Source organism: Bacillus sp. mrc49, assembly GCF_002803435.1.
Window position 1 is genome coordinate 1 of record NZ_PHNG01000754.1, and the last position, 13,600, is coordinate 13,600.

Genomic DNA, 13,600 nt, shown 5'->3' on the forward strand with positions numbered 1-13,600 from the left:
ATTCCTCGGATTTTTTTTGCATGCCTACGATGACACCGATCAACATCCCTAAAAAACCGCCTAATGCAAAGCCAAGAATCGCCCGAGTTAAACTGATTTGCAAATGGCCGGCCATTTCCCCTGATCGGACGAGATCTATGAAAGCCGTGACGATCAAGGATGGTGATGAGAATAATTGGGCCGGCATGATTCCGGCTGAACCCAATGCCTGCCAGGCAATCAATACTATTGAGGGCAGGAAAAAGCCACGCAATGCAGATTTGGCGATTTTTGATTGTTTTTTCCTTTCCCTCATGATAAGCTGCTTGTTTTGAGCAATGGTTTGTGAAGACATTTTCATCATCCTTTCCTTCTTTTTTCAAAAATCAATCAAATACTCCAATCTTCCCTATCCTGAGGCTGATGGTCCAGCAGGTTTAGGATATGGGATCTCAATTCCTGAAAAGACTTGCTTGTCCTCGTTCTTGGATATGGTAAATCAATGGGAACGATTGCCTTGATCCTTCCGGGCTTGGCATCCATGACGACCACTTTATTCGATAAAAAAAGCGATTCATCAATATCGTGGGTGACGAGCACCATCGTTGTCTTGTTCCTTTCCCATATTTCAAGTAAAGCTTCCTGAAGATGTGTTCGGGTGAATGCATCCAATGCACCGAAGGGCTCATCCAGCAACAAAACTTCAGGATTACGCAACAGCGCCCTGGCAATGGCAACACGCTGCGACATCCCGCCGGACAATTGACGCGGATATACCCTTTCAAATCCTTTAAGCTTAACAAGCGATATCAAATCGTCCACCCCTTTGCGTATATCCGGATTTTTCAATGAAAGATTACCTGAAATATTCTTCTCCACGTTAAGCCACGGAAATAAGCGATGCTCCTGAAAAATGAAACCACGGGCCTTGGACGGGCCACTAACCGGATGATCGCCCACAATTATCTTGCCATCAAAGTCCAAATCAAGGCCTGCAATCAATTTTAATAATGTGCTTTTCCCGCAGCCGCTAGGTCCGATGATGGTAACGAATTCACCATCATTGACAGTCAGATACAAATCTTTCAGAACGAGAATGCTTTCCTGATCATTCTTAAAGGTCTTGCTTACATGATTGATTTCTAACGTGGATACCAAATTACTCACCCCTTCTCGAATAAAAAAACTAGAGTTCCAGCAATGGGGATATCATGGCCCTTTGCTAAAATCTCTAGTTAACTAGTCGATTGCTTCAATATTTCATTTTATATTAACTTATCAATTATCGAGAATCAACAGTTAATGCCGATTTATTTTATCGGATTAATTATAAAAGCAATTGACAGATTATTCTAACAGCTGATAAGATGCACTCATACACAAAACCATATTCTTAAAAGGTCATCTGAATCCACTGGACTACTGGAGATTCAATGAAGAGTATCCCCATTCACTCTTCGTTGAATCTCTTTTTCGTCCTAATTCTGACTATTCTGATGAGGTAGGTGTAATGAACCTTAAGGGAGGGAATTCATGAGGAAATATCGTAACCATTTAACCGGATTGCTGCTTACGATCATCCTCAGTACTGCTGCATTGACAGGCTGTAATTCAGATGCCGGCAAAGCTTCCGGGGAGAGCGAGCCAGTTAAAGTCAGTATTGCCTTGAATGGCAAGATGGGGCCGCTGGTCATTGCAAAGGAAAAGGGATTGTTCGATGATGAATTTTCGAAACTGGGCGCAAAAATCTCGTGGAGTGAATTCCAGAGCGGGCCGCCACTTTTGGAATCGCTGGCCTCCAACCGGGTTGATTTGTCTTTTTTAGGAGATGGTGCACTAATAGCCGGTATTGATAAGAAGCTTCCATTCGAAGTGATTGCCCAAACCGGACAAGGCGGATCTTCTGTCCGAATCATCACTCAGACCGGCGGTAACATTAAGCAGGTTGAAGATTTAAAGGGGAAAACGGTCGGGGTTGCCTCGGGAACAACAGGTCATGTGTATTTAATCAAGGCCTTGAAGGCCCATGGATTAACGACGGATGATATCAAACTCATCAATTTACAGCCTGATGATGCCCAGTCTGCCTTCGAAACGAAACAGCTGGACGCATGGGCGACTTGGAATCCTTATTATCTTAATAATATTGAAAAAGGGAATGCTGTCGCATTGAATGTAAAAGGAAAAATATTGGCTCCTGGTGCAATCATCGCCCGTACCGGATTTGCCAAAGAGCATCCTGAAATTGTCGAGGCGTATTTACGGATTTATAAAAAAGCGGCGGATTGGCAAATTGAACATCCAGATGAAGCATCTGAAATTTATGCCAAAGAAACTAAAATGCCTGCTGCCACAGTCAAGAAAATAATAACGGCCGAAGAGCCAAATATCTTCTTTACCAAAGATGCCATCAAGGCCCAGCAAGAATCGATCGATACGTTGGCGAGCGTGGGCTACATCAAGAAATCGTTTGATTTCCAGAAAGAAATCCACAACGAATACATTGAGGAAGCGTTTAACAAATAAAAAACAAATACGGGAGGAAATCGATTATGACGGAAACTAAAACACAACAAATAAAAGTGGTGCCTGTAGCAGGTCGGATCGGTGCGGAAATTCATGGAGTGCAATTAAGTGGTGACTTGGATTTAAATATATTCAGCGAAATCAAGCAAGCGCTGAACGATCATAAAGTCGTTTTCTTCAAAGGACAAAATCATTTGGATGATGCCTCCCAAGAGGCATTTGCCAAGCTCCTCGGTGAGCCCTATGCCCATCCTACGGTACCGGTCAAAAACGATACGAACTATATATTCGAACTTGATTCCGCACAGGGTGCCAAAGCGAACCAGTGGCATACCGATGTCACTTTCGTCCCAGAGGTTCCCAAATATTCGATTTTAAGAGGTGTAACCATCCCGAAAGTTGGCGGAGATACAGTCTGGGCCAATACTAATAAGGCGTACGAAGACCTGCCGGATGGATTGAGACATTTAGCGGACGAACTATGGGCCATCCATACAAATGAATATGATTATGCCCAATTCAAGCAAGTCGAAAATACAACGGACGAGGTCAAAAAGAAATACCGGGAAATATTCGAATCGACCATTTATAAAACGCGGCATCCAGTCGTCCACGTGCACGCCGAAACTGGGAAAAGACATTTATTGCTAGGTGGCTTTGCCGGAAGAGTGGAAGGTTATACAACAAGTGAGTCTGAACGATTACTAAGTATCTTTGATTCATACGTAACCCGTCTGGAAAATACCGTGCGCTGGCAATGGAGTGAAGGTGACGTGGCCATATGGGACAACCTAGCCACACAGCATTATGCCATCGCCGATTATGAAGACCAGCACCGTGTCGTCCGCCGTGTGACAGTAGGAAAAGAAATCCCGGTAAATAAGGAGAACGAATCCAGCAGACTGCTTAATAAGAAATAACGCCCCTAACTTCTGAGTACCTTACTTACTAGAGAAAGCATAACGTGCTTTTTCCTGCTTTCAAGATATTGTTCACCGCTGGCACTCCCTTATCCAGAATTGTCCGGGTGAAAAAATCGTTCTGAAAGAAAGGCTCTTTAAGATTGTTGGTTTTACTGTTGATTGGCGCGAAGGTGCGAGCCACAGGTAAAGACCTCACAGGGGATAACCCCGAAGAGGCTCACACACCCTCTGAAAAGCTGAGCATCGGAGGGGAAATCGACCACACCTCCTTACTTGGTGATTAGCAACAAAATATGCGAAATCAACCTATGGAAAAAGGGTTTCGGCATGAGCGCCCCGAAACCCTTTTTCCCAAATTAACGATCCTGAACGATTATTTCATCGATTATTCCGTAATCCCTCGCCTCATCAGCGCTTAAGAAGTAATCACGATCAGTATCCTTCGCCACCTTAGCGATAGGCTGACCCGTCCTTTCCGAAATGATTTGATTGATATGGTCCTTTAGCTTCAAGATTCTCCGGGCCGAAATTTCAATTTCCGTGGCTTGCCCCCTTGCCCCTCCAAGCGGCTGATGAAGCATGATTTCGCTATTCGGCAATGCACACCGCTTTCCCTTCGTACCTGCCAGCAAAAGCATGGCGCCGAATGAGGCAGCCATTCCCGTACATACAGTCCGGATATCAGGCTTTATATACTGCATCGTATCATATATGGCAAAACCGGCACTAGTCGATCCCCCCGGGCTATTGATGAAAATGGTGATTTCTTTATCAGGTGCGTCAGCCGCCAAGAATAACAATTGGGCGACGACACTGTTGGCTAAATGATCGGTGATTTCTTCGCCAATCATGATGATGCGATCTTTTAACAGTCGGGAATAAATATCGTACGAGCGTTCACCCTTGCCGGATTGCTCAATTACATATGGAATGGTAGTCATATCTCTTCTTCCTCCTAACAAAATGATTGGCTATGCAGCCAGTGAGAGTGTGTTTGAAGGAGTGAAGCATGGTTTGAAATGCAGCGATCGATCCATCGATCTAGGAATCATCGATTGACTGTTCAGCGATTTGAAAGATGGGATGCTTCTAATGAGGATATCAGGATTTTGCTGCTGCAATGCCTGTGTCATCAGTGATATCAGCCTTTGCTCCTCCTCATACTCCCAATCATCCACGGCGGACAACTTACGCTCCTCCGCATCATTGTCCAAACGTTTTTTGACACGGTTCAAGATTGCCTTTACCGCCGATTCCGTCGTGTTCAAATAATCCGCGATTTCCTTGGAGCGATAAAGAAATCCTTCCTTTAATAAAAACACGACAGCTTGCTTCGGGGTAAGGGATTTTATCATATACTCCACCGTTTCAAACGAATTTTCTCCAATTGCCCCTTGCATATCGTTATCCTGCAATTCGCCTAAAGCTTCCTTTTTTCTTTTTCGGATCGTATCGATCCAGGAATGGCGGGCTATCGTCTTCAATAAAGCAGGTGTTAGCCCCTTCTTCTTCCCATAGACCCGCATTGCCTTCATGATCGTGTCCTGTGCCAAGTCATCACCATCCCAACTATTTTGCGTCAAGAATCGGCAAAACCGAAGCAATTCAGGATATACCTCATCTAAGGCCATGTTGTTATCCTTTATTTCATGACTTTCTTCCCTCAACTTCTTTATCATTTTTCTCACTCCTTCAACACCCTCTATCCTCTAAACGTTTCAGAAAGAGAAAAAGATACGGGGGCACTAAAATTTTCATCGGATGAATTTCCATTAATATTCTATTCCATTCTTACCAGGAGATTTCCTTTCATACTAAAACCTTTCCCTCAAATGTTCAGTTGTAACGGTAAACCTAATGGTAAATCCTCTTTCCTGCACCGATCCCTGGTTTCCTCCCTGCATGCATTTCCTCCGGCGCTTGCGCCTGCGGGGTCTACCGTAGAGGTCCCTTTCCCGCAGGAGTATCGCCGGCCAAATCCACTCTGCGTGAAAAGGAGATGCAAATTCTTTTTGCCCATCTTGTTTTCGAACTGTTTTTTATCGCATATGTATGCTTCTTTAATATTGGTTGCTTCCACGTTTTTGAACTAGGAGTTTAGGCGATCGTTACACCCGGAGCATTCTTGACCGTCCTCTCTACCCATTCCTTATAACCGCTTCAATCCCGATGATAAATCAAAAAGGTTTCGGAATGAAAGCATTCCGAAACCTTTTAATCGACATTTTGATGGTTCAGAGCGAATTACTCCAAACACTGTTTTATTGAATCCATTTTTTTGCAGTATTTGATGTTTTGGGGTCATTGATAAGGTGCCAAAATGTCTCTTTTGCAGCACAGAATATCCATATCCTCCTGTTAATTCTCTTTTCCTTTTACCATTTTGACTTTAGCTGGCCAAAAAGCAAATCTTCCGCAAACGGTAGTGATGGCCGGTACCAGAAATGGTCGGACTATGAAGGTATCCAGAAGAATCCCTAAAGCCGTGATAATTCCGAACTGCACAAGAACTTGAATCGGTAATGTCGCTAGCACGGCAAAGGTGGCCGCCAATATAATACCGGCTGAAGTAATGACCCCGCTCGTTTCACTCACGCCCTCTTTAATGGCCTGCTTCAACGGCATATAGTTCTTTTTCTTCCAAATGCTCGAGATCATGAAGATGTTATAGTCCTCTCCAAGAGCAACCAAGAATACGAAAGCATATAAAGGAATGGCTCCCTGTATAGCATCAGCACCCATTATATTATGGATGATAAGCCACCCTAGTCCTAATGCTGCACTGTAAGATAAGATAACCGTGCCAACTAGGTAAAGCATAGCTACAATGGAACGTAAGTATGCCAATAACAGGATGGAGATAAAGACAATAATCAATGGAACAATGAGATCGTTGTCCTTATTACTAGTTATCATGGTGTCATATTGAGTCGCTGTTTGCCCACCAATCCAGACCTTGGATTTCACGGAAGGAACATTAGCTTCCGCCAATGCATTCTCTGCTGCATCCCTCAATTCTGGAATAGCTTCCATCGCTTTTGTACTGTAGGGATTAACATTGAATTTAACATCATATACTTTTAGATCTTCATTGTCCGCACCGCTTTGGGGTTTAGACACTGTACTGACAAGGTCATGTTTCTTTAACTCTTTTTCAAGGTCTACCGATTTTCCGTCTGTATCGATTACCACTTGAGCCGGAGCTAATTCACCAGGCGAGTATGCGTCAGAAATGACCTTGAACCCTTCCCTTGATGGCATGTCTTCTGGAAAAGAAGATAATACATCATAGGTGTATTTGATTTGACTTGAGTATACCGACATTGCTCCAAAGAAGATCACACATGCTATGATGATCGTCCAAGGTTTGGTTGTCACGATATTACCGACCCAAGTTCCAAAGCGGCTCTTTCCTTTTTTTGCAGGAACCGGTTTTCCTTTCTTTGCAGCCCTCTCTTTTTCCATTTCAGGAGTACGTGGAATGAAAGGATAAAACGAACCTCTTCCCATAACGGATAGTAGTGCTGGAATGAGAGTCAAGCTTGCTATGCCCATAATAAAGATGGACAAGCTAAATGGAATGGCAAAACGGTGGTAAGCCCCATATTCTGCTACAATTAAGACGAGAAGAGAAATGACCACAGTAATTCCACTCATAGCTATGGCACCCGAGGCATCTTTAAACGCATGTATAAGTGCTTTTCGTTTATCATTTACCTTCAGAAGCTCATCACGATAATGAGAAATTAAAAATAAACAATAATCTGTTCCTGCTCCAAACAATAAGACGGTCATAATGGATATGGATTGGGCATCAACGGTAATCCAACCTTTATCCGCTAAAAAACCTAGAATAGGACTAAGCAGCATATAAGCAAATCCTACACCGATTAAAGGAATAATAGCCAAGATTGGGGAACGATAAATAATAAGAAGCAGTACTAAGACAAGCACAACCGTAGCTATCAGTAACGAAACATCCGCTCCTTCAAATAGACTTGTTGCATCTACTTGAATCCCTGCTGGGCCTGTGAAACGTGTACTCAGTTTATTATTTTCATCTATACTTACATTGAAAGGGTTATACGAAACCTGCTTTTTCACTTGTTCTTTGATGTCATCTAAATTTCCCTTTAAGACTTCGGTATCAACACTTTCTTTGAAAAAAATAGGTTGCACTAGCGTTGTTCCATCTTTTGAAACCATTTGTTGCAGTGCTGATACAGGCATTTTATGCAGAGGAGGTGTTGACGATTGATCTTCTAACGGATCTTTCTCTAAATGTTCAGCCATTTGTTGGACTGCTTTCAGATCCTCTTCCGTTAATCCCGATTCATTGTGCCACGTAAGCAATGCAGGTATCCCTGAGGAATTTGGAAATTGTTTCTTAACTAACTTATCTGCTTCCACAGAAGGTGAATCTTCACTCAGATTTGGGGCATTATTAACTTCTGAGTCATTTACTGCGGGCCAAGCAATGGTTAAAGCTGCCGTTAGAACAACCCATATGCCAATGACAACCCAGCGACTAACCCTACCAGTCATATATGAGCTGAAGGTTGTTAGTATAGATTTTTTCATCTGAATTCCCTCGTTTCCAATTTGGTTTGTTTCTATTAGAATATACATATATCATACGATTAATTATATATACCAGAAGGTTAATTAATCAACTAATTTCATTTGGAAAATTAATTCAACCAGAAGGAGGTTTCATATGCATAATCATAATATCCAGAAGAAAAAACCGGGACGACCCAAAATGACGAATGACTCGAATATAACAAGAGATCAAATTCTACAAACTGCATCCTTCCTATTCATGACATATGGATATGAAGGCGTTTCAATGGAACAAGTTGCCGATGCCAGCAATGTTACAAAAGCAAGCGTCTATTACTATTTTAAAAATAAGGCAACTTTATTCACCATCGCAGTATCAAGCATGTTCCGCCGCATAAAAATACAGACAGATAAACTGCTGAACAGTTCCAATGGATTGAAGCACAGATTATACGAAGTAACGTTCGAGCATTTAATTAGGCCACATATAGATTTTGAAACATTACTGCAGGAGGCTTCCCTTTCCCTTACAGAAGAACATATCCAAGAGATCCGCACAGCAGAAAACGAGGTTCATCAAGCACTGGAGAACATATTCAAGCAAGCAATGGAAAATGGGGAGATAGTAGTCAAAAATCCATTATTGCTCGCCCATGCCTTTTCTACAGTTACCATGATTCGAAACAAAAAAGAATTAATAATTGAATTGGGCGGACCAGAAAAAACGGCGCAAGCTCTAGTAGATCTATTTTGGGTAGGAATCGGGCCAAAATGAATCTATGATCGATGCATAGACTCCCAATGCAATGATGTCGTATCTAAAAAAATAGAGAACCGGTCCGCCATAGGCAGCTTGATTTGGCGGGCTCCTTTTTTGCGTTTTTTCTCGTATCTTCCTCCATCCTCGCAAAATTCCCCATCAGGAGAATGATCTCCATTAAGCGAGGCTGAGGATAGCCATTTCTGTTAGTTAGGGGTCACCCATGCCGTTTCCTTGATGAGCCTTTGCCTAGAGGAATGTTCACGCTTAATTTCTTCTGTAGTAACTACTGGCGTTCGAATTCCACCTAATAGGTTTGTACCGCCTGGAGCTTAATGGAAAAAGCGGATGCACTTTCACCAATGCCGAAGGATGATCAGGGTTTTGCTAATGAAGTCCAACGAATCAATCATGTACTCCCCGCATCTTATCACCTGTTATATGCGTTAAATCGTTGCTCCTGTGGTGTTGCCCATGACTCAAAGTAACGGATGAACTATTTCCATTGGAATTAGTAAGTAAGACCACATATTGTGGTCTCTTTTGTTCGTACAAAGTTAGCATTAATCCTTAACCAAGTAGTCAGGTCTTATGTCCAATCACACTTAATCCTTTCCCATATATTAAATAAAAAAAAGGAGATGAGAAATGTGAGTAGTGATAAAGATAAAAATAAAATTAAAGTAAAACTGAAAAATAAAAATAAATATAAAGACAAAAGTACAAATTCCTCAAGAAATTCTAATGATGATCCTTTAAAGGAAGAAGTAGCTCCATCATTTAGATACGAGGAATGCGTTGATCGTGCCTTTCGAATTCCTATTTTCTTAAGCACAACAAATACATTAAATCCAATACAACAGCAGTTTCAAGACCGCCTTATTTTCGAGATTGAGAACGCTCTGCTTTTTCCACGTACTTTGCCTATAAGTGAACAATATCCAGAAAACATTTTAACAAGTATCCGCCGGTTGGTTTCATCAAGCTATGGAATGTTGGCAATCAACTTTCGTCGATTTCTCGTTGAGGTTACCGATACTAATGTAGGGCAGCCTTCATCATCCCCTCCGTTCTGGGAAGGCTCAACTTTTTTACAAATTGAACCCTCGATGGCTTTTCAATTTGGACTGCCCATATTATTAGTAAGGGAAGATAATACTGACCAAAATATCGGAATTTGGGCAGGGGGAATCACTCCACTCAACACATTCATCGTTTGGGATTCTGAAAATGAATCTGTTGAGGAATTCTTTAGTAGTGTTCAATGGAGAGAAGCCTTTGCCAATTGGTGTGCAGAGGTAAGGAACGGATATTATAATCAGACAGAACCTAAATTCAAATACAGATGTTAGTACACAGGGGAAATTTGATTGAAGTTCTCTTCTTCTAAGCATCGGTATCATAATGAATATGTATATTTCAACACTAAATCAGCTCTGCCGATTGCCTCCAGTCGAGCTGACTTTTTAGTGCGAAGACATCTTGTGACGAAGACTGCCACAAAAGAACGTTTACCTGCGTGCTGCTCTTATAAGACAAAAGTTAACTCAAAATATCCAAACTTATAGGCCATTCCTTAAGGATTGAACTATTTTAGATTGTGCTCCTTTCTTTTATAGCAATAGATATAATAAAAATACAGTCTGTTAGGGGTAAAACGGTAAAACTAGGATACCAGCAGGAACAAAAAGCTTACAAGACATATATAATCCTAACCGCCTGAAAAATAGTGAACTTATCCGATCGATACAACAGCCTCTTCAAAGGAAAGACTCAGACAAATGAATGACAGCTGCAAGAACCTGATCATGCATAGTAGCTAATAGTGCTCCCTCTGGAGAGCAACTTAATTTAAAAATCGGCTTTTATATAGTTGATGTCCTTAAGTCATTTCAACTGATCTTATTTTTGACATTCATCTCCAATTCACCTTTGATTGCAATAACGAATATCAAAATTGGCCATTCCTCCCGCCTCGGAAACGTATGGCAGGACTGTCACCTTCCATTCGTTTTTTAATTATCACAACATAGAAGGAACGTTCTCTTAGTATTTGTAGAGTAACAAAAAAGGCCCTACACAATTAAGTGTAAGGCCTTCTTCCAACAGCACTCCTGGCTGTTTCATGATACCGGTGGCCGGGGTCGAACCGGCACTCCAGAGGAACACGATTTTGAGTCGTGCGCGTCTGCCAATTCCGCCACACCGGCATGATTGTTGGAGTTTACAATAGTTTTAGTCAATGCTAATTATGTAATTGTCCATACGATTAATAAATACCCTTTAATTAAAATAATATACTATTATATATTTGTCAATTAATAAATTAACTCTTTTAAAAAAAGACACTCCTGAATAGGTCCTACCACGATTGCTATATTGGATTATTATTATTATTTTCGCCACTTAATTTTATTATAGTTCCAGCCTTAAGCTAGTTAAATGACCTTCTTCCTCAAAAAATCTATCGCCCACGTTTACCTTATATGCATAAGTAATCTACGAACGGTCATCAATACCAATAATATAAACCTCTACATCTTTAACAGCTAAAATATCGCCTGAGGTTACCACATCATCATTTGTTGAAGTGATAGCGATTTTTTCATTACGGAAAAACATTCTAGGTTCTGCGTTTCTCCCATCAATTCTTGGCCGTATCTCTACTTTAAATAAATCAGTTTGTTCAGGCACTTAATCAACGTATATGCCAAACCTTTAGTCTCACTAATTTGGTATACCACCGCTTGTTACATAATACTTTGCAAGTGTATCTCTAAAAGCATGTATGGATGTTTTACCGACTCCTCTACGCTTATTATAACGAGCAGTAGCTTGTTTACACGATTAGCATTCTGCTTTAGTCGGTTAAACACAAAAAAGTCAATGCTTAGAGACAATCTCAGCATTGACTTATAAGGGTTTAACCCTTTAGATGATACCGGTGGCCGGGGTCGAACCGGCACTCCAGAGGAACACGATTTTGAGTCGTGCGCGTCTGCCAATTCCGCCACACCGGCATGATTGTTGGAGGCGGCAACCGGAATCGAACCGGTGGTAAAGGTTTTGCAGACCTCTGCCTTACCGCTTGGCTATGCCGCCAACGTTTTGGAGCGAAAGACGGGATTCGAACCCGCGACCCCAACCTTGGCAAGGTTGTATTCTACCACTGAACTACTTTCGCATATGGCTGGGCTAGAAGGGATCGAACCTTCGCATGACGGAATCAAAATCCGTTGCCTTACCGCTTGGCTATAGCCCATTAACGTTGTTTTCATTATAGCACATTTTAAAGAAAAATGGGGCGACTGATGGGAATCGAACCCACGAATGCCTGAACCACAATCAGGTGCGTTAACCACTTCGCCACAACCGCCATGATAAGATTGAAATTGGCAGGGGTAGTAGGACTCGAACCCACACTGGAGGTTTTGGAGACCTCTGTTCTACCTTTAAACTATACCCCTAAAGAGATGGTGGAGGGGGGCAGATTCGAACTGCCGAACCCTAAGGAGCGGATTTACAGTCCGCCGCGTTTAGCCACTTCGCTACCCCTCCGCATATGGATGAAACATGGTGCCGGCAAGAGGACTTGAACCCCCAACCTACTGATTACAAGTCAGTTGCTCTACCAGTTGAGCTACACCGGCACTACTATGGTGGCTCAGGACGGAATCGAACCGCCGACACAAGGATTTTCAGTCCTTTGCTCTACCGACTGAGCTACTGAGCCAAACTTTAAAAATGGCGGTCCCGACGGGAATCGAACCCGCGATCTCCTGCGTGACAGGCAGGCATGTTAACCGCTACACCACGGGACCATAGATTGCGGGGACAGGATTTGAACCTGCGACCTTCGGGTTATGAGCCCGACGAGCTACCGGACTGCTCCACCCCGCGACGGTAATAATGTTTCTATTCAAGAATCAAGTTTTCGTGTGAATTGTTTCTGTGGAATGATGACCAACCACTACCTGAAACAACCTGACCTTATGTAAAAATGGTGGAGGATGACGGGATCGAACCGCCGACCCTCTGCTTGTAAGGCAGATGCTCTCCCAGCTGAGCTAATCCTCCAATATGTTGCCGAAATGGTGACCCGTACGGGATTCGAACCCGTGTTACCGCCGTGAAAGGGCGGTGTCTTAACCGCTTGACCAACGGGCCAGGTATAAATGGCGGAGAGCAAGGGATTTGAACCCTTGAGACAGGGTTACCCGTCTACACGATTTCCAATCGTGCTCCTTCGGCCACTCGGACAGCTCTCCATTTATGGCTCCGCAGGTAGGACTCGAACCTACGACCGTTCGGTTAACAGCCGAATGCTCTACCACTGAGCTACTGCGGAACAATATAAGCTTGGCGACGTCCTACTCTCACAGGGGGAGACCCCCAACTACCATCGGCGCTGAAGAGCTTAACTGCCGTGTTCGGAATGGGAACGGGTGTGACCTCTTCGCTATCGTCACCAAACATTGTTTGCGTTTTTTCAAGACATATATTATTATAACGTCTTTTCGAGAAAATGCAAGAAGAAATTTTCATTCCTTCAAAACTAGATAATAAGAAGGTATTTCATTTTTTTCAGAAGCGTTGGTTAAGTCCTCGATCTATTAGTATCAGTCAGCTCCACATGTCGCCACGCTTCCACCTCTGACCTATCAACCTGATCATCTTTCAGGGATCTTACTAGCTTGCGCCATGGGAAATCTCATCTTGAGGGGGGCTTCATGCTTAGATGCTTTCAGCACTTATCCCGTCCGCACGTAGCTACCCAGCTATGCCTTTGGCAAGACAACTGGTACACCAGCGGTGCGTCCATCCCGGTCCTCTCGTACTAAGGACAGCT

At 42.7% G+C, this 13,600-nt stretch carries 10 protein-coding genes, 16 tRNA genes and 2 rRNA genes; 4 read left to right on the forward strand and 24 right to left on the reverse strand.

Annotation, left to right across the window (positions count from 1 at the left end):
- Nucleotides 1-343: ABC transporter permease (locus CVN76_RS22260; protein WP_442857596.1), on the reverse strand; the 343-nt coding region annotated here is incomplete at its 3' end.
- A 26-nt stretch (nt 344-369) separates the two neighbouring features.
- On the reverse strand, nt 370-1,137 hold the full coding sequence (locus CVN76_RS22265) for an ABC transporter ATP-binding protein (protein ID WP_100533105.1): 768 nt from the start codon (nt 1,135-1,137) through the stop codon (nt 370-372).
- 375 nt (nt 1,138-1,512) lie between these two features.
- On the opposite strand from CVN76_RS22265, the gene CVN76_RS22270 reads away from it, so the two are divergent.
- A complete protein-coding gene (locus CVN76_RS22270; RefSeq protein ID WP_061143871.1) occupies nt 1,513-2,505 on the forward strand; it encodes an ABC transporter substrate-binding protein in 993 nt (330 codons plus the stop codon).
- Nucleotides 2,506-2,531: 26 nt separating this feature from the next.
- The gene (locus CVN76_RS22275; RefSeq protein ID WP_100533106.1) at nt 2,532-3,425 is read left to right on the forward strand and encodes a TauD/TfdA dioxygenase family protein; all 894 of its coding nucleotides are present in this window, start codon (nt 2,532-2,534) and stop codon (nt 3,423-3,425) included.
- Between the two features lie 359 nt (nt 3,426-3,784).
- Here the strand turns inward: CVN76_RS22275 and clpP are convergent, their stop codons facing one another.
- From clpP to CVN76_RS22295, 3 genes are all read right to left on the reverse strand, one after another.
- Nucleotides 3,785-4,369, reverse strand: a complete 585-nt coding sequence (clpP, locus tag CVN76_RS22280) for an ATP-dependent Clp endopeptidase proteolytic subunit ClpP (protein ID WP_061143873.1) — start codon at nt 4,367-4,369, stop codon at nt 3,785-3,787.
- 30 nt (nt 4,370-4,399) lie between these two features.
- Complete coding sequence (locus CVN76_RS22285) at nt 4,400-5,107, reverse strand: sigma-70 family RNA polymerase sigma factor (RefSeq protein WP_100533107.1); 708 nt, start codon at nt 5,105-5,107, stop codon at nt 4,400-4,402.
- Nucleotides 5,108-5,786: 679 nt separating this feature from the next.
- Nucleotides 5,787-8,009 (reverse strand): MMPL family transporter, encoded by a 2,223-nt coding sequence (locus CVN76_RS22295; RefSeq protein WP_100533109.1) that lies wholly within the window; start codon nt 8,007-8,009, stop codon nt 5,787-5,789.
- Between the two features lie 136 nt (nt 8,010-8,145).
- Here CVN76_RS22295 and CVN76_RS22300 point away from each other — a divergent pair, with 136 nt between their 5' ends.
- Nucleotides 8,146-8,766 (forward strand): TetR/AcrR family transcriptional regulator, encoded by a 621-nt coding sequence (locus tag CVN76_RS22300; RefSeq protein WP_100533110.1) that lies wholly within the window; start codon nt 8,146-8,148, stop codon nt 8,764-8,766.
- A 626-nt stretch (nt 8,767-9,392) separates the two neighbouring features.
- Complete coding sequence (locus CVN76_RS22305; RefSeq protein ID WP_100533111.1) at nt 9,393-10,103, forward strand: hypothetical protein; 711 nt, start codon at nt 9,393-9,395, stop codon at nt 10,101-10,103.
- 777 nt (nt 10,104-10,880) lie between these two features.
- On the opposite strand, the gene CVN76_RS22310 is transcribed toward CVN76_RS22305, so the two are convergent.
- The 19 genes from CVN76_RS22310 to CVN76_RS22395 all read right to left on the reverse strand — a co-directional run.
- Nucleotides 10,881-10,961 (reverse strand) — tRNA-Leu (locus tag CVN76_RS22310).
- 289 nt (nt 10,962-11,250) lie between these two features.
- Nucleotides 11,251-11,445, reverse strand: coding sequence for a hypothetical protein (locus CVN76_RS31185; protein ID WP_157805757.1), 195 nt, complete (start codon nt 11,443-11,445; stop codon nt 11,251-11,253).
- A 245-nt stretch (nt 11,446-11,690) separates the two neighbouring features.
- Nucleotides 11,691-11,771: transfer RNA gene (locus tag CVN76_RS22315), tRNA-Leu, on the reverse strand.
- Between the two features lie 8 nt (nt 11,772-11,779).
- Nucleotides 11,780-11,853 (reverse strand) — tRNA-Cys (locus CVN76_RS22320).
- 7 nt (nt 11,854-11,860) lie between these two features.
- A tRNA-Gly gene (locus CVN76_RS22325) sits at nt 11,861-11,935 on the reverse strand.
- Between the two features lie 3 nt (nt 11,936-11,938).
- Nucleotides 11,939-12,013 (reverse strand) — tRNA-Gln (locus tag CVN76_RS22330).
- A gap of 38 nt (nt 12,014-12,051) precedes the next feature.
- A tRNA-His gene (locus CVN76_RS22335) sits at nt 12,052-12,127 on the reverse strand.
- A 17-nt stretch (nt 12,128-12,144) separates the two neighbouring features.
- Nucleotides 12,145-12,218: transfer RNA gene (locus CVN76_RS22340), tRNA-Trp, on the reverse strand.
- Nucleotides 12,219-12,225: 7 nt separating this feature from the next.
- Nucleotides 12,226-12,309, reverse strand: a tRNA-Tyr gene (locus CVN76_RS22345).
- A gap of 16 nt (nt 12,310-12,325) precedes the next feature.
- Nucleotides 12,326-12,401: transfer RNA gene (locus tag CVN76_RS22350), tRNA-Thr, on the reverse strand.
- 7 nt (nt 12,402-12,408) lie between these two features.
- A tRNA-Phe gene (locus CVN76_RS22355) sits at nt 12,409-12,484 on the reverse strand.
- A 12-nt stretch (nt 12,485-12,496) separates the two neighbouring features.
- A tRNA-Asp gene (locus tag CVN76_RS22360) sits at nt 12,497-12,572 on the reverse strand.
- 5 nt (nt 12,573-12,577) lie between these two features.
- Nucleotides 12,578-12,651, reverse strand: a tRNA-Met gene (locus CVN76_RS22365).
- A gap of 101 nt (nt 12,652-12,752) precedes the next feature.
- Nucleotides 12,753-12,828, reverse strand: a tRNA-Val gene (locus tag CVN76_RS22370).
- A gap of 15 nt (nt 12,829-12,843) precedes the next feature.
- A tRNA-Glu gene (locus tag CVN76_RS22375) sits at nt 12,844-12,918 on the reverse strand.
- Between the two features lie 9 nt (nt 12,919-12,927).
- Nucleotides 12,928-13,019, reverse strand: a tRNA-Ser gene (locus CVN76_RS22380).
- A gap of 5 nt (nt 13,020-13,024) precedes the next feature.
- A tRNA-Asn gene (locus tag CVN76_RS22385) sits at nt 13,025-13,099 on the reverse strand.
- 9 nt (nt 13,100-13,108) lie between these two features.
- A 5S ribosomal RNA gene (gene rrf, locus CVN76_RS22390) occupies nt 13,109-13,224 on the reverse strand.
- 120 nt (nt 13,225-13,344) lie between these two features.
- A 23S ribosomal RNA gene (locus CVN76_RS22395) occupies nt 13,345-13,600 on the reverse strand; the annotation flags it as partial.